Raw genomic sequence first — 18,798 nt, 5'->3', positions numbered from 1 at the left:
AAGGCCTGGTTACCAGGCAGGCCATGCCGCGGCGGGGGCTTGATGCTATCATCGCAAATCGCCGGCCCGGCAGGGACAGCTTCAAGGCTAGCAGGCCGGCGCCCCGGGGTCGCCACCGGGATGTTCGAAGAGACGATTCAGGGAGCCGAACTTGGTCGAGCAACTCAGGGACTTCGCCCACGCCTTTCTCCACGCCCTGCGCAACCTGCTGCCGATCATCGTGGTGGTGGTGGCCTTCCAGGCCTTGCTGCTGCGCGAGTGGCCCGAGGGCGGCATGAGCATTGCCGCCGGCCTGCTGATCGTGGCCGTCGGGGTCGCGCTCTTCCTGCAGGGGCTCGAGCTGAGCATCTTCCCGGTGGGCAAGCGGCTCGCCAACCAGTTTGCCCGCCGCGGCTCCATGCCGTTGCTCATGGCATTCGGCTTCGCCATCGGCTTCTCGGCGGTGGTGGCAGAACCGGCGCTGATCGCCGTGGCCGAACAGGCCTACGAGATCAGCGAGGGACGCATCGACGCCCTCACCCTGCGCCTGACCGTGGCCACCTCGGTGGGCCTGGTGATGGCCCTGGGCGTGCTGCGGGTCATCCTCGGCCACCCCCTCCACTGGTACATGATCGTCGGCTACATCACCGTGGTGACGGTGACCTTCTTCGCACCGGAGGAGATCGTCGGGCTCGCCTACGACTCCGGCGGGGTGACCACCAATATCGTCACCGTACCGCTGATCGCCGCCCTGGGGATCGGCCTGGCCTCGTCCATCCGCGGGCGCAATCCACTGATCGACGGCTTCGGCCTGGTGGCGCTGGCTGTTATGGTGCCGATGATCAGCGTGCAGCTCTACGGCATCCTGGTCTATGCCGATCCGGGCGAGGTGGCCAACGGCGCCGCTCTGGTCGGTCTTGAAGGCGATACCGAGGCGCCCTCCGGCCTGGTCACCATGATTCTCGACCTGTTCAGCATGCTGCGCGATGTGCTGCCGATCATCCTGGTGATCCTGTTTTTCCAATACGCCGTGCTGCGCCGCCCCCTGGCCAGCCCCGTCAAGGTGGGTGTCGGCTTCGCCCTGGTCATCATCGGGCTCTATGCCTTCGTGGTGGGGCTCAAGCTGGGGCTCTTCCCCATCGGCCAGCGCATGGCCGAGCAGCTGATCACCTTCGACACCTGGCTGTGGGTCTACCTGTTCGCCTTTGCCATCGGCTTCGCCACCACCATGGCCGAGCCGGCACTGATCGCCGTGGGGCAACAGGCCGAAGAGGCCGCCGCCGGCAAGATTCACGGCAACGCGATCCGCCTGCTGGTCGCGGTGGGCGTGGCCATCGGCATCACCATCGGCGTCCACCGCATCATCAGCGGCGATTCCATTCACTACTACATCATTGGCGGCTACCTGCTGGTGATCGCCCTGACCGCCCTGGCGCCCCGCTACATCGTGGCGCTGGCCTTCGACCTGGGGGGGGTGACCACCTCGGAGGTGACGGTGCCGCTGGTGACCGCGCTGGGCATCGGCCTGGCCACCCAGATCGAGGGGCGCAACGTGCTGATCGACGGTTTCGGCCTGATCGCCTTCGCCTCGATCTTCCCTATCGTGACCGTGATGAGCTATGCCATCCTGATGGAACGAGTGGCTCACTGGAGAGAGAGGCAACCATGAAGTTTTCCCTGCTGGTGGCCATCGTGCCCGAGGAACTGGAGCAGAAGTGCATCGATGCCGCCACCGATTCCGGCGCCGTGGGCATGACCCTGATGTCTGGGCGCGGCATCGGTGGCGAACGCAAGAAGACCTTCTTCGGCCTGACCTTCGAGGGCAGCCAGAGCATCATGCTGATGACCCTGGAGAAGGGGCTGTCGCTCAAGGTGCTCAAGTCGGTTCGCCAGATTCTCAACCCCTCCGGCGATGACTCCAAGGGGCTGGTGATGACCCTGCCCGTGGAGCACTTGGGCGGCATCGACATGGCGCAGGTCAAGCGCTTTGAGGAACGGCTCAGGCACGATATCTGAGCCATCACCACTGACGGAGAGAGTAGAAGATGCTGGTCAAGGACATCATGATGCGCGACGTGGTGACGGTCTCGCCCTTCGCCACACTGCGCGACGCCCTCGGACTGATGAAGAAGCACGGCCTCAAGTGCCTGGTGGTGGAGCAGCAGGACCCCCACGACGCCTGGGGGTTGATCACCTACACCAATATCGTCAAGACCATCGTGGCCGAGAACGGCGATATCGACCTGATCAACGTCTATGACGTCTGCGCCAAGCCCGCCATCGGCGTCGGAGAATCGCTGGATGTCCGCCACGTGGCCAAGCTGATGACCGACAGCATCGTCAAGCGCGTGCTGGTGCTGGAGGACAACCGCCTGGTTGGCCTGGTAACCATGGACGATATCGTGGGCACTGTCCTCGACCTGATCGAGTGACATACGGGACCCGCTGACATGGAAGAGTTCTTTACCTGGATCGGCAGCACCCTGGGCGAGGTCATCCGCTTCATCGTTGACCTGCTGACCGGCTTTTTCGCCAATATCGGCAATGCCGGCCGAGGCTTCCTGGACGGCCTCTCGGGGGCGCTGGGCATCTCGCCGTCGCTGATCAGCCTGGTGGTGCTGGTGATCGGGCTTTGGCTGGTGTGGAAGGGCTTCCGCGCGCTGATGCGCCGTGCCATCCTGGCCACCCTGATTTGGCTGCTGTTGGGCGTCATGGTGCTAAGCTGGCTCATCTACTGATCGCCACTTCCATCACGAGAGCCCATCAGACAAGCCCATCAGAAAAGCCCACCAGAAAAGCCCACCAGAAAAGTGCCGCCCTTGAGGCGGCACTTGTCGTTCTCCCTTCGGTTGATCAAGCCAACGCCTTTTCCACGACCTCATACACATTGGGCGAGAGCTTCTCGGCACGGATGCGCTCGAGTTCTGCCTTCATCAGGTCCTGGCGGGTCTCATCGAAGCGCGCCCAGCGGGTCAGCGGCGTGATCAGCCGCGCGGCGATCTCCGGGTTGAGGCGGTTTAGCTCGATCACCACGTCGGCCAGCAGGCAGTAGCCCGCGCCGTCGATGCGGTGGAAATTGACTCGGTTCTGGGCGGCGAAGGTCCCGATCAGCGCGCGCACCTTGTTGGGGTTCTTCAGCGAGAAGGCCGGGTGCGCCATCAGAAACCTGACGCGGTCGAGCACATCGGGCTGCGGGCGGGTGACCTGGATGCTGAACCACTGGTCCATCACCAGCGGGTCGTGGGCCCACTTCTCGCCGAAGGCCTTGAGCGCTGGCTCGCTGAGGTCGTCGCGGCGGCTGTGGCTAAGCAGGGTCAGGGCGTGGCGCACGTCGGTCATGTTGTGGTTGGCCGCGAACTGCTCGCGGGCCAGCGCGATCCCCTCCTCGTCCTCGATGGCCATCAGGTACGACAGCGCCACGTTCTTCAGGCTACGCCCGGCGATCTGTTCCGGGGTCGGGGCATAGGGCTCGCCACCCTGGGTCTCGCGATGATTGTCACGATAGACCCGCAGGAAGTCGTCACGCAGCACCGTGGCCAGGCCCTGCTTGACGAAGGTGCGTGCCGCATGGATGGCGTCGACATCCACCAGCGGCTGCTGCTCTGCGATATAGGCTTCGCTTGGCAGCGTCAGCATCTCGGCCAGCACGGCCCTGTCGTCGGCCTCACTGTTGAGCAGGCCGCGGAAGGCCTCCACCACCCGAGTATCCATGACCTTCTCGACGCCGTTGCGGTGGGCGGCGATCAGGTCGTCCAGGGCCAGCATGGCCAGGCGCTGGCCGGCGTCCCAGCGGTTGAAGCCGTCGGAATCGTTGGCCAGCAGGAAGGCCAGGTCCTCGCGGCCGTAGGGGAAGCGCAGCTTGACCGGCGCCGAGAAGCCGCGCAGCAGCGAGGGCACCGGGGCCTCGGAGACGTCGGTGAACAGGAACTCCTGCTCGGCGTCGCCCAGGTCGAGCACCGTATCGGTGCCGAGGGTTTCGCCCTCCAGGGTCAGCGGCAGGTCGCGCCCGCTCTTGGTGCCCACCAGGCCCAGGCGGACCGGGATGTGCAGCGGCAGCTTGTCCGGCTGTCCCGGAGTGGCCGGGGTGCGCTGGCGCAGCATCAGGCGGTACTCGCCGCGAGCGTAGTCATATTCGCCGAAGGCATCGATCTCCGGGGTGCCAGCCTGGGAATACCAGCGCATGAACTGGGTCAGGTCGAGGCCGGAGGCCTCGGCCATGCAGCCCACGAAGTCCTCGATGGTCACCGCCTGGCCGTCGAAGCGCTCGAAGTAGAGATCGCTGCCTCGGCGGAAGGCCGCCTCCCCCACCAGGTTGGCCAGCATGCGCACCACCTCGGCGCCCTTCTCGTAGATGGTCAGGGTGTAGAAGTTGCCGATCTCGATGTAGTGATCGGGACGCACCGGGTGGGCCGTGGGGCCGGCGTCCTCGGCGAACTGGGCGGTGCGGAAGACGGAGACGTCCTCGATGCGCTTGACCGCCGGGGAGTTGGCGTCGGCGGAGAAGCACTGGTCGCGGAAGACGGTGAAGCCTTCCTTGAGGGAGAGCTGGAACCAGTCGCGGCAGGTCACCCGGTTGCCGGACCAGTTGTGGAAGTACTCGTGGGCGACGATGCTCTCGACCCGCTGGAAGGCCGCATCGGTGGCGGTGTGGGGGTGGGTCAACACCGCCGCCGAGTTGAAGATGTTGAGCCCCTTGTTCTCCATGGCGCCCATGTTGAAGTCGTTGACCGCCACGATCATGAACAGGTCCAGGTCATACTCGCGCCCGTAGGCCTGTTCGTCCCAGCGCATGGCGCGCTTCAGCGAGGCCATGGCGTGGTCGGTCTTGCCGAGGTTCTCCTCCTCCACCCAGATCTGCAGGGTCACCTCGCGACCGCTGGCAGTGGTAAAGGCATCCTCGACCTTCTCGAGGTTGCCGGCCACCAGGGCGAACAGGTAGCTGGGCTTGGGGTGCGGGTCTTCCCAGGTGACGAAGTGGCGGCCACCCGGCAGCGTGCCGCGCTCCACCGGGTTGCCGTTGGAGAGCAATACCGGCTCCCGCTCGGCGTCACCGATCACCGTGGTGGTGAAGGTGGCCATGACGTCGGGGCGGTCCAGGTAGAAGGTGATGCGACGGAAGCCCTCGGCCTCGCACTGGGTGCAGTACATGCTGCCCGAACGGTAGAGGCCCTCCAGAGCGGTATTCGCCTCGGGATCGATCTCTACCTCGGTGTCGAGCCGGAAGTGCTCTGGCACCCGGTGGACGATCAGCCCGGCATTGCCCACCGCATATTCGTCTGCCTCAAGCGGCTGGCCATCCACGGCAATGGTCTTGAGGGCCAGCCCCTCGCCGTGGAGTTCCAACGGCTCGCCGTCCGCGCGCTCGGAGTGGCGTTCCAAGTGCAGGCAGGCCTTCACGCGGGTGGCGGCCGGGTCCAGGTCGAAGGTCAACTCGGTGCGGGTCACACGGTAGGCGGGAGAGCGGTAGTCGCTGAGATGGGTCGCCTGGGGATCGGACATTCGGGATGCTCCTGTCGGAAATGGCCACCATTGTACGGCGCCCGCCCTCCCAACCTCAAAGCGGGCTCACTGATTGACCAAAATCGGGGCGACAAGGGCCTCGGGGCCGCTCAGTCGCGGAAGTTGTCGAACTGCAGGGGCAGGTCGGGGCCGCCCTCGCCGCGCAGCATCGCCATCACCGCCTGCAGGTCGTCGCGCTTCTTGCCGGTGACGCGCACCTTGTCGCCCTGAATCTGTGCCTGGACCTTGAGCTTGGCGTCCTTGATGCGCTTGGTGATCTCCTTGGCCTCCTTCTGGTCGAGGCCCTGCTTGAGGGTCACCTCCTGGCGGGCGCGCACGCCGGAGAGCACCGGGTCCTGGACATCCATGCAGCGGGCGTCGATGCCGCGTGCGATCAATTTTCCGCGCAGCACGTCGAGCATCTGCTTGAGCTGGAAGTCCACCTCGGCCTCAAGCGAGACCGTCTCGCCGCTGAGCTCGAAGCTGGCGGTGACGCCCTTGAAGTCGAAGCGGGACTGGACTTCGCGGTTGGCCTGATCGACGGCGTTGCTGGCCTCGTGGCCGTCGAATTCGGAAACGATATCGAAGGAGGGCATGGCGGCTCCTGAAGGACGTGAAAAAGAAGGTGCTGTGAAGCTTCCGAATTCTATCAGTCCGCGACGCTCGCTGCGCCTGCCGCCAGCGTCTCGAGCGCCTTGACCATCTGCCAGCCGGCGCAGCCATCCTCGTAATACTCCGGCAGCCAGCGCTCCAGGCGAAAGCCCATGCGTCGGTAGAGCTTCAGGGCGACCCGGTTGTCGGCGCGCACCTCGAGGCCCAGCCGAGCGCTGCCCCGGGCCCGCGCCTCTCCCTCCAGGCACTCGAGCAGCTGACGCCCCAGGCCGCCGCCGCGGGCGTCGGGATGCACGCAGAAGGAGTAGAGCCGCGCCCGGCGGCTACCCTGGCGAAACAGCAGGGTGCCGTAGCCCAGCAGGCGGGCCGACGAAAGGCCGTCGGCCTCCCGCTCGACCACACAGGTCACGGCGTGGGCGCGATTAAGCAGGTGCCATAGCTGGCGGCGGCTGAAGCGGTCGCCGGCAAAGGCACTCTGCTCCAAGCGGTAGAGGGCATCCAGATCATGGGAGGTAGCCGGACGCAGTCGGGTGGTCATGGGGGGCTCCTGGGTCGAAGCGATGATTTTGCGCAGCGCGGTAGCGGCTGTCAGCGGACGACAACATGAAATCTTTTCACTGTACCGGCCGATTGTCCGCCGGCCCTCCCTGCCCCATGCTGAGCGCGTTGTCTTCCTCTCTTCTTTTAAGCGGAAAGCGCCCCATGTGCCCCTTGCGTATCGTCGTCGACCGCCTCGACGACTGGCAGCCCTACTACCCCTCCGAGGACCTGATCACCGCCGCCGACTTCCTGGCCCAGGATCGCCGTCACCGGGTCAACGAGGCGCAGGACCGCACCACCCATGTGCTCAACCTGTGCGGCGAGCTCGACTACCTGGGCAGCGGCTACTACGTGTCGTTGTTGGCCCAGGCCCGCGGCCAGCGGGTACTGCCCACGGTGGAGACGCTCAACGAGTTGTCGCGCAAGGCGCTGATCGACCTGCAGCTGGACACCCTGGCCCCGCTGCTCGGCGAGCTCGCCCGCGACGGCGCCCTGCCCGGCGACGTCCTCACCCTTCGCGTGCTGTTCGGCGAGTGCCATGAACCGGCGCTGGCGCGGCTCGCCCGCAAGCTGTTCGAGCGGCTGCCCTGCCCGCTGCTGGAGGCCAGGCTGGTGCGTCGCCATGACCTGTGGCGGCTGGTGCGCCTGCGGCCGCTAGGGCTGCGTGACCTGGCCGCCGAGGAGCAGGACCTGTTCGCCAGCGCCCTGAACCGCCACTCGCGCCAGGTGTGGCGAACCCCCAAGGCGCGCCGCCGCTACCGCTTCGACCTGGCCATCCTGGTGGACCCCAAGGAGACGCTGCCGCCCAGCAACCGCGGCGCGCTCAAGGCGTTCATCCGGGCCGGACGCAAGCAGGGCATCGATGTGTCGCTGATCACCCGCCGCGACGCCGGCCGGCTGGCCGAGTTCGACGGCCTGTTCATTCGCGAGACCACGGCGCTGGACCATCACACCTACCGCATGGCGCGGCGCGCGGAGCACGAGGGGCTGGTGGTGATCGACTCGCCTCGGGACATCCTGCGCTGCACCAACAAGGTCTACCTGCACGCCCTGCTGCGCGCCCGCGGGGTGCCGGCGCCGGAGGGCGCACTGCTGCAGCGCGGCGACCGGCGGCCCCTGGCCGAGCGGCTCGGCAACCTCGCCTTCCCGCTAGTGCTCAAGGTGCCAGACGGCGCCTTCTCCCGAGGGGTGGTCAAGGTGACCGACCAGGCCCATCTCGAGCGCGAGGCCGCCCGCCTGTTCCGGGACTCCGCCCTGCTGCTGCTCCAGGAGTGGCTGCCCACCGAGTACGACTGGCGCATCGGCGTACTGGATGGCCAGGTGCTGTTCGCCAGCCGCTACTACATGGCCCGAGGCCACTGGCAGATCTACGACCACTCCGGCGCCCGGGTGAAGAGCGGAGGCTTCACCACCCACGACCCAGCCGAAGCACCGGCGGCAGTGATAAAGGCGGCGCTCAAGGCCTGCCGGTTGATCGGCGACGGCTTCTACGGGGTCGACCTTAAGCAGGCCGGCGAGCGGGTGGTGGTGATCGAGGTCAACGACAACCCCAATGTGGACGCCGGCATCGAGGATGCGGTGCTCGGTCGAGCCCTCTATGAGCGCATCATGGCGGTTTTCCTGGCGCGTATGGAGGCACGGGTGGGCCAGGGTGGCTGACGTGACACGCGGGTTGGCGTAAGCTCTCAATTTTTGACAAACCCTGTACAAAGACGGAGCCCCGATGAACGATCGCGACACCCGCCACCAGCAATCGATGCAGAAACTCAAGGCCCACGTCGACGAGAAGGTCGCCGCCGCCACCGAACAGCGCGGCCTGTTACTGGTCTTCACCGGCAACGGCAAGGGCAAGACCACCGCCGCCTGGGGCACCGTGACCCGGGCACTCGGCTACGGCTACCGGGTCGGGGTGGTGCAGTTCATCAAGGGGCTATGGGAGTGCGGTGAGCGCGAACGCCTGGTCGAGGACCCCAATCTGGAGGTGGCGATCATGGCCACCGGCTTCACCTGGGATACCCAGAATCGGGAGGCCGACACCGCCGCCTGCCAGCGGGTGTGGGTCGAGGCAGAGCGCATGCTGGCCGACCCCGAGCTCTATCTGGTGGTGCTCGACGAGCTCACCTACATGATCAAGTTCGGCTACCTGGATATCGAGACCGTCAAACGCGCCATCGACAACCGCCCGCCGGAGCAGAGCGTGATCGTCACCGGGCGCAACGCCCACCGCGAGCTCACCGCCCTGGCCGACACCGTCACCGAGATGCAGGAGGTGCGCCACGCCTTCAACTCGGGCGTGCAGGCGCGCCGCGGCATCGACTTCTGAGTCTGTGGCTGCTTCGAAAGGTGCTACGAGAAAGGCCCCGCAGATGCGGAGCCTCTTGCTGTTATCTATGTTACCGAGCCTGGATTATTAACATGCCTGGCGATCAGCCCTCGAAGGGGTTGCGCAGCACGATGGTCTCGTTGCGATCCGGTCCGGTGGAGATGATGTCGATGCTTACCCCGACCTTATCCTCGAGATAGCGGATGTAGGCGCGAGCGTTGGCGGGTAGGTCCTCGACGCGCTGGGCGCCAATGGTCGACTCGCTCCAGCCCGGCAGATCCTCGTAGAGCGGCTCAATGGCCTCGTAGCCCTCGGAGTCCACCGGCGTGTCCAGCACCTCGCCGTCCTTGCTGCGGTAGCCCACGCAGACACGGATGTTCTCGAGGCCGTCGAGCACGTCGAGCTTGGTCAGGCAGATGCCCGAGACCGAGTTGATCTGCACGGCGTGGCGCAAGGCCACGGCGTCGAACCAGCCGCAGCGACGTGGGCGCCCGGTGGTGGCCCCGAACTCGTGCCCGCGCTCGGCCAGGTGGCGGCCGTGCTCATCGAAGAGCTCCGTGGGGAAGGGACCAGACCCGACCCGGGTGGTGTAGGCCTTGGTGATCCCCAGCACGTAGTCCAAGTAGAGCGGACCGACGCCGGAGCCGGTGGCGGTGCCGCCGGCGGTGGTGTTGGAGCTGGTCACGAAGGGGTAGGTGCCGTGGTCGATATCCAGCAGCGAGCCCTGGGCGCCCTCGAAGAGGATGTTGTCGCCTGCCTTGCGGTAGTCGTGTACCAGGCCCACGGTGTCGCAGACCATGGGACGCAGCTCCTCGGCCATCACCATGGCCTCGTCCAGCACCTCCTGGAAATCCACCGGCGCCTCGCCGTGGTAGTTGACCAGCACGAAGTTGTGATAATCCAGCACCTCGCCGAGCTTGGAGGCGAAACGCTCACGGTGCTGCAGATCCCCCAGTCGCAGACCGCGGCGGGCCACCTTGTCCTCGTAGGCGGGACCGATACCGCGACCGGTGGTGCCGATCTTGGCGATACCGCGGGCCCTCTCGCGGGCCTGGTCGAGACGCACGTGGTAGGGCAGGATCAACGGGCAGGCCGGCGACAGGCGAAGGCGTTCGCGCACCGGCACGCCCTTGGCCTCCAGTTCGCGGATCTCCTTGATCAGCGCCTCGGGCGACAGCACCACGCCGTTGCCGATCACGCACATCTTGTCCGGGCGCAGGATGCCGGAGGGGATCAGGTGCAGGACGGTCTTCTCGCCGTCGATCACCAAGGTATGGCCGGCGTTGTGGCCGCCCTGGAAGCGCACCACCGCGGCGGCGGATTCGGTCAGCAGGTCGACGACCTTGCCCTTGCCCTCGTCACCCCACTGGGTGCCCAGTACCACTACGTTCTTGCCCATTGCTCTCTCGTCTCTCGTTGCCGCGCGCCGGCAGGCCGTCGCGCCCAAGGGTTAACCCAGTCTACAGTGCCACGGCCTGCCAGTGGCCATTGCGGAACACCAGTTCGCGGTCGCAGTGGTGCTCGACCGGCCCGGTGCGCTGCCCCGGCAGCGCCTGCACCACCCGCACTCCCTTCGCCCGCAGGGCCACCACGGCCGAATGCAGCCCCTCGCCCTCGGCCGGTGCCCAGATGCCGTCGTCGGGTGGCTCCGTGGGAGACAGCCCCGCCAGCAGCTTGAGGTCCATGGAATAGCCGGTGGCCGGCCGGGCGCGCCCGAAGGCGCGCCCGGTGTCGTCATAGCGGCCGCCCTTGGCCAGCGCCTGGCCGTAGCCAGGCACATAGGCGGCGAACATCATGCCGGTGTGATAGGCATAGCCGCGCAGCTCACCCAGGTCGAAGTAGAGCGCCACCTCGGGGTGGCTGGCCAGCACGCCCTGGTGCAGGGCTCGCAGCTGGTCCAGCGCCGCGCCTACCGCGGCCGGCGCCACGGCGAAGGCCTCGCGGGCCTGCTCCAGCACCTTGGCGCCGCCGTGCAGACGGCCAAGCGCCAGGAACATCTCGGCCAGGGCCGGATCCTCGACGCTCTGCGCCACCCGCTCGGCCAGCTCGCCAGGGCTCTTGAGCTCCAGGGCCTCGAACAGCGCACGCTCGGCGTCCCCCTCGAGCCCGGCCGCCTCGACCAGGCTACGGTAGATGCCGATATGTCCCAGCGCCAGGTGAATCTCCTCGGCGCCGGCGGCGGCGAGGCTGGCCAGCGCCAGGTGGAGGATCTCCAGATCCGCCTCGATGCCCGCGTGGCCGAACAGCTCGACGCCCACCTGAACGGGGCTACGGCCGCTCTGATGCTGGTCGGCGGTGGCACGAAGCACGTTGGTACAGTAGCAGAGCCGCACCGGCCCCTGGCGCTTCAGGGAGTGAGCGTCCATGCGCGCCACCTGGGGAGTGACATCGGCACTGACGCCCATCATGCGCCCGGTGAGCTGGTCGGTAAGCTTGAAGGTCTGCAGGGCCAGGTCGGAGCCGGTGCCGGTCAGCAGGGAGTCGAGAAACTCCGCCGTCGGCGGCATCACCTGGTCATAGCCCCAGCAATGGTAGAGATTGAGCAGCGCGCGGCGCAGCTCCTCCATGCGGCTCGCCTGGGGCGGCAGCACCTCATCCATGCCGTCGGGCAGCAGCCAGCGGTCAGCGATGGTCATGTGAATCATCCTGCAAGGCAGTGAAAATGGCCGCAGGGACGCTCGAACCGAAGTCTCGGCGAACGTCGATGTGCGACAGGGCTTGCGCTAGGTCCTGAGATAGACGGCCACAAAAAAACCGGGCCACGCCCGGTTCAAGGATTCTATCACGTTTGCGCCGGGGATGAACCCCGGCGCAGGTCGCACTCACTCGCCGCTGGAAGGCACCGCGCTCTTCAGGTAGCGGAAGAAGTCGCTGGAAGGATCGAGCACCAGCATGTTGCCATCGCCCTGGAAGCTCTCACGATAGGCGTTCAGGCTGCGCCAGAAGGTGAAGAACTCCTGGTCCTGGGAGTAGGACTCCGAGAAGATGGCAGCGGCCTCGGCGTCACCCTCACCGCGCAGGGTCTCGGCTCGCTCGGTGGCCTGGGCCAGGAGCACCTGGCGTCGGCGATCGGCGTTGGCGCGGATACGCTCGGCCTCTTCCTGACCCTGGGCACGCCACTCGCGGGCTTCGCGCTCGCGCTCGGAGCGCATCCGTTCGAACACCGCCGCGGAGACATCCTCGGGCAGATCGATCCGCTTGACGCGCACATCGACGATGGCAACGCCGAGTTCCTCGCGCAGCAGGGCATCGAGGTCCTGGGTCGGCCCGATCATCAGGTCGTCGCGACGCTCGGCGATGATCTGCTGGAGATCCAGTCGGCCGAACTCGTTACGCAGGCTCTCGTCGACCCGGGGCTGGATCAGGCGGATCGCCATCATCTCGTCGCCGGCGGTGGCCTCGTAGTAGCGGGTCGGGTTGATCACCTGCCACTTGACGTAGGAGTCGACGATCACTGCCTTCTGCTCGAGAGTCAGGTAGCGGCTGGTGTCGGTATCCAGAGTCAGCACCCGGGTATCGAACTTGCGGATGGTCTGGGTGATCGGCACCTTGGCGTGCAGGCCCGGCTGAATGTTCTCCTCGATAACCTCACCGAAGCGCAGCTTGACGGCGCGCTCGGTCTCGTCGACCACGTAGAGGCTGTTGCTGGCAAGCCAAGCCACGGCGGCCAGGCCGCCGACAATGAGCAGGGAACGATTATTGATCATTTAGCGGCCCTCCCTGCGGATTCCACCGGTATTGCTGCTCGTGCTCGAGGTTGTCTGGCCGGAGCGCAGGCGCTCCAGCACCCGCGGGTCGAGCTCACCCTCCTCGCCCAGGCGCTCGCCGGAGGAAGAACCGCCGGTGCCGCCGTTGCCCATCTGGTCCAGCGGCAGGTACATCAGCGGGCTGTCATCGGCCACGTCGACCAGCACCTTGGGTGTGCTGCCGAAGATCTCGGCGATGGCGTCCAGGTAGAGACGCTCGCGCATGATCGCCGGCGAGTCCTGGTACTGGGAGAGCAGCGCGTTGAAGCGGTTGGCCTGACCACGCGCCTCGGCAACGACCGACTCGCGGTAACCCTGACCCTGCTCGACCAGGCGCTGCGCCTGACCCTGGGCCTCGGGGATGATGGCGTTGGCGTAGGCCATGCCCTGGTTGATGGTCCGCTGGCGGTCCTCGCGGGCACGGATCACGTCGTCGAAGGCGTCGATGACCGGGCCGGGCGCGGTAGTGGACTCGATGTTGATGGTCTGCAGGCGGATGCCGGTGCCGTAGCTGTCCAGGTAGGATTGCAGGCGGCTGGACACTGAGCTGCCGAGGATCTCACGACCGGAGGTCAGGATCTCGATCATGTCGGTGCCGCCGACTACGTGACGCAGGGCGGAATCCAGCGCGTTCTCGATGGAGAGCTGCGGGTTGCGCACGTTGAGCACGAAGTCGCGGGGGTTGGACACCTGATACTGGGCCGAGATCTCGACCTCGACGATGTTCTCGTCGCGGGTCAGCATCGCCTGGGTCTGGGTCAGCGAGCGCACGCGGGTCACGTTGACCATGCGCACGTCGTCGATCAGCGGCGGGTTCCAGTGCAAGCCGGGGCTGACCACTTCCTGGAACTTGCCGAAACGCAGCACCACGCCCCGCTCCGACTGGTCGACCAGGTAGAAGCCGGTGGCCGCCCAGATGGCCAGGGCCACCACGATCAGCAGACCCGGCAGGGCAAAGACGTTGCGCGGCTTGCCGCCGCCGCCCTTGCCGCCCTTGCCGCCCTTGCCACCGGCACCCTTGCTGCCACGGCCGCCGAGCATGCCGTTGAGCTTGTCCTGAAACTTCTTCAGGGCCTCATCGAGGTCGGGTGGGCCCTGATTGCCGCCGCGATTACCGCCGCCACCACCATTGCCTCCGCCTCCGTTGCCGCCGCGACGGCCACCACCACTCCAGGGGTCGTGCTGGTTGCCACCACCAGGCTCATTCCAGGCCATAGGTCTTCTCCACTATGTGTTGCGGCCCCCGCCGGCGAGCCGGCCGGGACTTCGGTTGCGATCCTGTCGGCGCCCCGTCCTTCAGGACGGTGGCGCCCGTCGTCCGTGTCGTCGTTGTTATCGTCTGCCCGTACCTAACCTGCCCCTTGCTCTTCCTCTTCCCAGGCCTCGCGATCACGCAGGGCCTGGGGTAGGTAGTCATCGGCGCGCTCGCCAAGCCGCGACATCAGCTGCAGGAAGTCGCGACGCGGCAGGCGCACCTGCAATCGGGTATCGCCCTGCTCATCGAAGGCCTCGTCGCGCACCGCGCCCAGCTCGTGAAGGGCCGCACGCAGCCGGCCCTGCTCCGGCGCCAGGGTGAGGAAAAAGTCGAGGACGTCGTCGGCCAGCCGCTCGGCCAGGGCCTGAGCCAGCAGGTCCAGCCCCCTGCCCTCCTGCGCCGAGAGCCACACCACCTCGGGGCGCCCCTCGCCGTCGCGCTCGATGCGCGGGGCGCTGTCGAGAAGGTCGATCTTGTTCATCACCTTGAGCATCGGCACCTCCAGGGCGCCGATCTCGTCGAGCACCAGCTCGACCTGTTGTTCATTAAGCTCCCGGTCCGGGTCAGCGGCGTCGATCACGTGCACCAGCAGGGTCGCTTCGGCGGCCTCCTGCAAGGTGGCACGAAACGCCTCCACCAGCTTGTGGGGCAGGTGGCGGATGAAGCCGACCGTGTCGGCCAGCACCACCGGCCCCACGTCCTCGACCTCCAGGCGTCGCAGCGTTGGGTCGAGGGTAGCGAAGAGCTGGTCGGCCGCATAGACCTCGGAGGACGTCAGCGCGTTGAACAGCGTTGACTTGCCGGCGTTGGTGTAGCCCACCAGGGAAACGCTGGGAATCTCGGCCCGGGCCCGGGAACGACGGTTCTGCTCGCGCTGGCTGCGCACCTTGTCGAGCCGCCGGTGGATCGACTTGATGCGAGCCCGCAGCAAGCGACGGTCCGTCTCCAGCTGGGTCTCGCCGGGACCGCGCAGGCCGATGCCGCCCTTCTGACGTTCCAGGTGGGTCCAGCCGCGCACCAGGCGGGTGGACATGTACTCCAGTTGGGCGAGCTCGACCTGCAGCTTGCCCTCATGGGTACGCGCCCGCTGGGCAAAGATGTCGAGGATCAGGCCGGTACGGTCGAGCACCCGGCACTTCAGCTCGCGTTCGAGGTTGCGCTCCTGGGAAGGGCTCAGGGCATGGTTGAAGATCACCAGCTCGGCGCCGTGGACCCCCATCAACTCACGAAGCTCCTCCAACTTGCCGGAACCCACGAAGGTACGGGGATCCGGCCGCTGGCGGCTGCCGGTCAGCAGAGTGGCCGGTACGGCACCGGCGGAGCGAACGAGTTCCAGGAACTCGCCCGCATCCTCGCGTTTCTGTTCGTCCTGGAAGTCCACATGGACGAGGACGGCCGTTTCACCGGCGTCGGGACGTTCGAAAAACAATCACTACCTCACTGGCTGTCCTGCGCCTCGGCAGGGTCCTGGACCGGCAGGCGCACGTTGCGCGACGGCACCACGGTGGAAATGGCGTGCTTGTAGACCATCTGGCTGACGGTGTTGCGCAGCAGAATGACGAACTGGTCGAAGGACTCGATCTGACCCTGCAGCTTGATGCCGTTGACCAGGAAAATCGATACCGGGATGCGCTCCTTGCGCAGGATGTTCAGATACGGATCTTGAAGGGACTGCCCTTTGGACATGTTGCTCTCCCTGACATTGTCTCTAAGGTTGACGTTGTATCGTGGTGTGCTGCTGTTGCCGACCTGGCACGGCCTTGGCCGCGACGAGCCCGGCTACCCGGCTTGTGAATGGCGTATCTTACGCTAAGTGCCGAAATCGCGCACGAGTTTCAGCACCTGCCCCAGGGGGTCCGCCCCCAGGCTGTCGACCCATTCAAGCTCCTCCCAGCTGCGCATCCAGGTCAGCTGGCGCTTGGCCAGCTGGCGAGTGGCGACGATGCCATGGTGGCACAGGATATCGAGGTCAGCGTCCCCATCGAGATAGGTCCAGACCTGACGATAGCCGACGCTCTTCATCGACGGCAGGTCCGGCGACAGGTCGCCGCGGGCATGTAGCATCGCCACCTCCTCGATGAAGCCGCCCTCTAGCATGGCCACGAAGCGCAGGGCAATGCGCTCATGCAGCACGGCCCGATCCACCGGAGCGAGTCCTATCGACAGCGTGCGCCAGGGAAAGGTTTCCGGACGCTGTTCGGCCCACAGCTCGCTGAGCGGTCGGCCGCTCAAGCGATAGACCTCCAGCGCGCGCATCAACCGCTGGGGGTCGTTGGGGTGGATGCGCGCCGCCGAGGCGGGGTCGACCCGGTCGAGCGCCTCGTGCAGCGACGCGAGGCCATGCGCCTCGGCTTCGGCTTCAAGCTCCGCGCGCACCGCCGGGTCCGACCTTGGCAGGTTGGCCACCCCGTGCAGCAGTTGCTTCAGGTACATCATGGTGCCGCCCACCAGCAGGGGCACGTGGCCGGCGGCGGTGATCTCGCGCATCTCGTGCAGGGCGTCCTCGCGGAACTCCGCCGCCGAGTAGGGCTCGGCGGGGTCGCGGATATCGATGAGCCGGTGGGGCGCGCGGGCCAGCTCTTCCGGGGAGGGCTTGGCGCTGCCGATGTCCATGCCGCGGTAGACCATGGCGGAGTCGACGCTGATCAGTTCGACGCCCAGGTGCTGATGCAGAGCGATGGCAAGCTCGGTCTTGCCGGCGGCGGTGGGACCCACCAGCAGGATGGCGGGAGGACGGGGATCAGGCATGGCGTATCAGCGGCTCTTGTCATTCGATGTCATGGACGTGGACCTTACTTCGTCGCGAAGGCCCGGCCACCGTGGCAAAAGGTCGAGGCAGTCGCCCTATTGGCCGCGCATAAAGAGCCGGTCCAGCTCCTTCATGCTCATCTCGGTCCAGGTGGGGCGGCCGTGGTTGCACTGGCCACTGCGCTCGGTGCGCTCCATATCGCGCAGCAAGGCGTTCATCTCGGCCTGAGTCAGCTGGCGGTTGGCGCGCACACTACCGTGGCAGGCCATGGTAGCGAGCAGCTCGTTGACATGGGCCTCGAGGCGGTCGGAGCGCCCGTAGCGCTCCAGGTCGCCAAGCATATCGCGGATCAGCGGCTCCACGTCGGCGTCGGCGAGCAGCACCGGCAACTGGCGCACCAGCAGGGTCTCGGGGCCGGCCACATCGAGCTCCACACCGAAGCGGGTGAAGGCCTCGCGCTCCGCCTCGGCGGTGGCCACCTCGGCGGGGCTGGCGGCGAGCGACACCGGCACCAGCAGCGGCTGGGCGTCCAAACGTCCGCCGTGCACCTGGCTCTTCATGCGCTCGTAGACGATGCGCTCATGGGCGGCGTGCATGTCCACCAGGATCAGCCCGCGTTCGCTCTGGGCGAGGATATAGACGCCGTGAAGCTGGGCGATGGCGTAGCCCAGGGGCGGTGCGCGGGTATCATCCTGCTCGGGCAGCGGCGTGCGGCGCGTGGCTGAAATGGCCTGACGCTCGGCCACGGCCACTTCGGCGGCGGCGCCCCCCACCCCGGTGCCATCGGCTACTGGGGCCGCCGGCTGGGGCGTGAGCAGGCTCTCCTCATGGCTCGGGTGCAGCGCCCGATAGCCCTCCATAAAGGCTCTCACCCTGTCGGGTGTCACCTTGCCACCCGCATCGTCACGGCCCGGCAGGGCCATGGGCTGCTGCTGCCAGCGGCCGGGGTTCTCGGCCACCCGCTGCGGGTCAGCGGGAGAAACCGGCGGCTCTTGCGTCGCCTCGCTCGCCTCGCTCACCTCCTCGTCCCCGTGTGCCGAGTGGCCGGCCCCCGGATGGCCGGCCCGAGCTTCGCCCAGGGCCCGATGCAGGCTGGAGAAGAGGAAGTCGTGGACCAGGCGGCCGTCGCGGAAACGCACCTCGTGCTTGGTGGGGTGGACGTTGACGTCCACCACCGCCGGGTCCACCTCCAGGTAGAGCACGAACACCGGGTGGCGGCCGCTGAACAGCACGTCGCGATAGGCCTGGCGCACGGCGTGGGCCACCAGGCGGTCGCGCACCACCCGACCGTTGACGAAGAAGTACTGCTGGTCGGCCTGAGCCCGGGAGTGGGTGGGCAGACCCACCCAGCCCCACAGCCGCAGCTCCGAGGCCGCAAGGTCCAGGTGCAGGGCGTTTTCCAGGAAGGCTTTCCCGAGCAGCGCGGCGACGCGCCGTTCCCGGGAGGCCTGGTCGTCGCCGGGGCGCAGCTGGTGGAGAGTCTTCTGGTTGTGGCGCAGGGTCCAGCCGATGTCGTAGCGGGAGAGCGCCTGACGGCGGAAGGCCTCCTCGACGTGACCGAACTCGGTCTTCTCCATGCGCAGAAATTTGCGCCGCGCCGGGGTATTGAAGAACAGATCACGCACCGTCACCGAAGTGCCCCGGGCATGGGGCGCCGGGCTGACCCGGGGCTCCATGTTGCGCCCCTCGGCCACCACTCGCCAGCCGGCGGTGGGGTCCTCGGCAGCGTTGGAGGTAAGCTCCAGGCGTGACACCGAGCTGATCGAGGCCAGCGCCTCGCCGCGAAACCCCAGGCTCGCCACCCCTTCCAGCTCCTCCAGGGAGATGATCTTGCTGGTGGCATGACGCGACAGCGCCAGCGGCAGGTCCGCCTCGCCGATCCCGCTGCCGTCGTCGCGCACGCGGATCAGCCGAGTGCCGCCAGCCTCGAGCTCCACCTCGATGCGCCGGCTGCCGGCGTCGATGGCATTCTCCACCAGCTCCTTGACCACCGACGCGGGACGCTCCACCACCTCACCGGCGGCGATCTGGTTGGCCAGTCGCGGGTCGAGGACCCGGATGGGGCGCGGTTCGCTCATATCACTCCCTGCCAGTC

Annotated in this window: 17 protein-coding genes; 6 read left to right on the top strand and 11 right to left on the bottom strand. The window is 67.0% G+C overall.

Going from position 1 to position 18,798, the window contains the following annotated elements; translation table 11 throughout:
• The first annotated feature begins 151 nt into the window (after nt 1–151).
• The 4 genes from ACR80S_RS02990 to ACR80S_RS02975 are packed head-to-tail and all read left to right on the top strand — an operon-like array spanning nt 152 to nt 2,717.
• Nucleotides 152–1,648 carry a DUF1538 domain-containing protein gene (locus tag ACR80S_RS02990; RefSeq protein ID WP_435400820.1) on the top strand — a complete coding sequence of 499 codons (1,497 nt, stop codon included), beginning with the start codon at nt 152–154 and terminating at the stop codon, nt 1,646–1,648.
• Nucleotides 1,645–1,995 (top strand): transcriptional regulator, encoded by a 351-nt coding sequence (locus tag ACR80S_RS02985; protein WP_435400819.1) that lies wholly within the window; start codon nt 1,645–1,647, stop codon nt 1,993–1,995. Before ACR80S_RS02990 ends, ACR80S_RS02985 begins: the two co-directional genes overlap by 4 nt.
• Nucleotides 1,996–2,024: 29 nt before the next feature.
• Nucleotides 2,025–2,411: a CBS domain-containing protein gene (locus tag ACR80S_RS02980; RefSeq protein WP_435400818.1), complete on the top strand. Its 387-nt coding sequence runs from the start codon at nt 2,025–2,027 to the stop codon at nt 2,409–2,411.
• Nucleotides 2,412–2,429: 18 nt separating this feature from the next.
• Nucleotides 2,430–2,717: a hypothetical protein gene (locus ACR80S_RS02975; RefSeq protein ID WP_435402534.1), complete on the top strand. Its 288-nt coding sequence runs from the start codon at nt 2,430–2,432 to the stop codon at nt 2,715–2,717.
• Nucleotides 2,718–2,832: 115 nt separating this feature from the next.
• On the opposite strand, the gene pepN is transcribed toward ACR80S_RS02975, so the two are convergent.
• From pepN to ACR80S_RS02960, 3 genes are all read right to left on the bottom strand, one after another.
• On the bottom strand, nt 2,833–5,478 hold the full coding sequence (gene pepN, locus ACR80S_RS02970) for an aminopeptidase N (protein ID WP_435402533.1): 2,646 nt from the start codon (nt 5,476–5,478) through the stop codon (nt 2,833–2,835).
• Between the two features lie 110 nt (nt 5,479–5,588).
• A complete protein-coding gene (locus ACR80S_RS02965; protein WP_435400815.1) occupies nt 5,589–6,074 on the bottom strand; it encodes a YajQ family cyclic di-GMP-binding protein in 486 nt (161 codons plus the stop codon).
• 53 nt (nt 6,075–6,127) lie between these two features.
• Complete coding sequence (locus tag ACR80S_RS02960) at nt 6,128–6,628, bottom strand: GNAT family N-acetyltransferase (protein ID WP_435400814.1); 501 nt, start codon at nt 6,626–6,628, stop codon at nt 6,128–6,130.
• A 164-nt stretch (nt 6,629–6,792) separates the two neighbouring features.
• Here ACR80S_RS02960 and ACR80S_RS02955 point away from each other — a divergent pair, with 164 nt between their 5' ends.
• A complete protein-coding gene (locus tag ACR80S_RS02955; protein ID WP_435400813.1) occupies nt 6,793–8,289 on the top strand; it encodes a RimK family protein in 1,497 nt (498 codons plus the stop codon).
• Nucleotides 8,290–8,353: 64 nt separating this feature from the next.
• Entirely contained in the window at nt 8,354–8,953 is a 600-nt protein-coding gene (cobO, locus tag ACR80S_RS02950) for a cob(I)yrinic acid a,c-diamide adenosyltransferase (RefSeq protein WP_435400812.1), read from the top strand.
• A 103-nt stretch (nt 8,954–9,056) separates the two neighbouring features.
• Here the strand turns inward: cobO and ACR80S_RS02945 are convergent, their stop codons facing one another.
• The 8 genes from ACR80S_RS02945 to mutL form a co-directional block, all read right to left on the bottom strand.
• Complete coding sequence (locus ACR80S_RS02945; RefSeq protein ID WP_435400811.1) at nt 9,057–10,352, bottom strand: adenylosuccinate synthase; 1,296 nt, start codon at nt 10,350–10,352, stop codon at nt 9,057–9,059.
• Between the two features lie 61 nt (nt 10,353–10,413).
• Nucleotides 10,414–11,589, bottom strand: coding sequence for an ATP phosphoribosyltransferase regulatory subunit (locus ACR80S_RS02940; protein WP_435402532.1), 1,176 nt, complete (start codon nt 11,587–11,589; stop codon nt 10,414–10,416).
• 186 nt (nt 11,590–11,775) lie between these two features.
• Nucleotides 11,776–12,660, bottom strand: a complete 885-nt coding sequence (gene hflC, locus ACR80S_RS02935) for a protease modulator HflC (RefSeq protein ID WP_435402531.1) — start codon at nt 12,658–12,660, stop codon at nt 11,776–11,778.
• Complete coding sequence (hflK, locus tag ACR80S_RS02930; RefSeq protein ID WP_435400808.1) at nt 12,661–13,914, bottom strand: FtsH protease activity modulator HflK; 1,254 nt, start codon at nt 13,912–13,914, stop codon at nt 12,661–12,663. It abuts the gene before it with no gap.
• Between the two features lie 134 nt (nt 13,915–14,048).
• Nucleotides 14,049–15,383 carry a ribosome rescue GTPase HflX gene (hflX, locus tag ACR80S_RS02925; RefSeq protein ID WP_435400807.1) on the bottom strand — a complete coding sequence of 445 codons (1,335 nt, stop codon included), beginning with the start codon at nt 15,381–15,383 and terminating at the stop codon, nt 14,049–14,051.
• An 8-nt stretch (nt 15,384–15,391) separates the two neighbouring features.
• The gene (hfq, locus tag ACR80S_RS02920; protein ID WP_290905992.1) at nt 15,392–15,640 is read right to left on the bottom strand and encodes an RNA chaperone Hfq; all 249 of its coding nucleotides are present in this window, start codon (nt 15,638–15,640) and stop codon (nt 15,392–15,394) included.
• A 123-nt stretch (nt 15,641–15,763) separates the two neighbouring features.
• Nucleotides 15,764–16,702: a tRNA (adenosine(37)-N6)-dimethylallyltransferase MiaA gene (gene miaA, locus ACR80S_RS02915; RefSeq protein ID WP_435400806.1), complete on the bottom strand. Its 939-nt coding sequence runs from the start codon at nt 16,700–16,702 to the stop codon at nt 15,764–15,766.
• 96 nt (nt 16,703–16,798) lie between these two features.
• The gene (mutL, locus tag ACR80S_RS02910) at nt 16,799–18,781 is read right to left on the bottom strand and encodes a DNA mismatch repair endonuclease MutL (RefSeq protein ID WP_435400805.1); all 1,983 of its coding nucleotides are present in this window, start codon (nt 18,779–18,781) and stop codon (nt 16,799–16,801) included.
• Nucleotides 18,782–18,798 lie beyond the last annotated feature (17 nt).

This window comes from Halomonas salsilacus (genome assembly GCF_051216275.1).
Taxonomy (GTDB): domain Bacteria; phylum Pseudomonadota; class Gammaproteobacteria; order Pseudomonadales; family Halomonadaceae; genus Halomonas.
The sequence above is the reverse complement of the archived record's forward strand: the minus strand, read 5'-3'. Positions and strand labels throughout refer to the sequence as shown.

Coding starts and splice junctions, on each gene's coding strand:
- ACR80S_RS02985 (WP_435400819.1), top strand. CDS start 1,645: ATGAAGTTTTCCCTGCTGGTGGCCATCGTGCCCGAGGAACTGGAGCAG.
- ACR80S_RS02980 (WP_435400818.1), top strand. CDS start 2,025: ATGCTGGTCAAGGACATCATGATGCGCGACGTGGTGACGGTCTCGCCC.
- ACR80S_RS02975 (WP_435402534.1), top strand. CDS start 2,430: ATGGAAGAGTTCTTTACCTGGATCGGCAGCACCCTGGGCGAGGTCATC.
- pepN (WP_435402533.1), bottom strand. CDS start 5,478: ATGTCCGATCCCCAGGCGACCCATCTCAGCGACTACCGCTCTCCCGCC.
- ACR80S_RS02965 (WP_435400815.1), bottom strand. CDS start 6,074: ATGCCCTCCTTCGATATCGTTTCCGAATTCGACGGCCACGAGGCCAGC.
- ACR80S_RS02960 (WP_435400814.1), bottom strand. CDS start 6,628: ATGACCACCCGACTGCGTCCGGCTACCTCCCATGATCTGGATGCCCTC.
- ACR80S_RS02955 (WP_435400813.1), top strand. CDS start 6,793: ATGTGCCCCTTGCGTATCGTCGTCGACCGCCTCGACGACTGGCAGCCC.
- cobO (WP_435400812.1), top strand. CDS start 8,354: ATGAACGATCGCGACACCCGCCACCAGCAATCGATGCAGAAACTCAAG.
- ACR80S_RS02945 (WP_435400811.1), bottom strand. CDS start 10,352: ATGGGCAAGAACGTAGTGGTACTGGGCACCCAGTGGGGTGACGAGGGC.
- ACR80S_RS02940 (WP_435402532.1), bottom strand. CDS start 11,589: ATGACCATCGCTGACCGCTGGCTGCTGCCCGACGGCATGGATGAGGTG.
- hflC (WP_435402531.1), bottom strand. CDS start 12,660: ATGATCAATAATCGTTCCCTGCTCATTGTCGGCGGCCTGGCCGCCGTG.
- hflK (WP_435400808.1), bottom strand. CDS start 13,914: ATGGCCTGGAATGAGCCTGGTGGTGGCAACCAGCACGACCCCTGGAGT.
- hfq (WP_290905992.1), bottom strand. CDS start 15,640: ATGTCCAAAGGGCAGTCCCTTCAAGATCCGTATCTGAACATCCTGCGC.
- miaA (WP_435400806.1), bottom strand. CDS start 16,702: ATGCCTGATCCCCGTCCTCCCGCCATCCTGCTGGTGGGTCCCACCGCC.
- mutL (WP_435400805.1), bottom strand. CDS start 18,781: ATGAGCGAACCGCGCCCCATCCGGGTCCTCGACCCGCGACTGGCCAAC.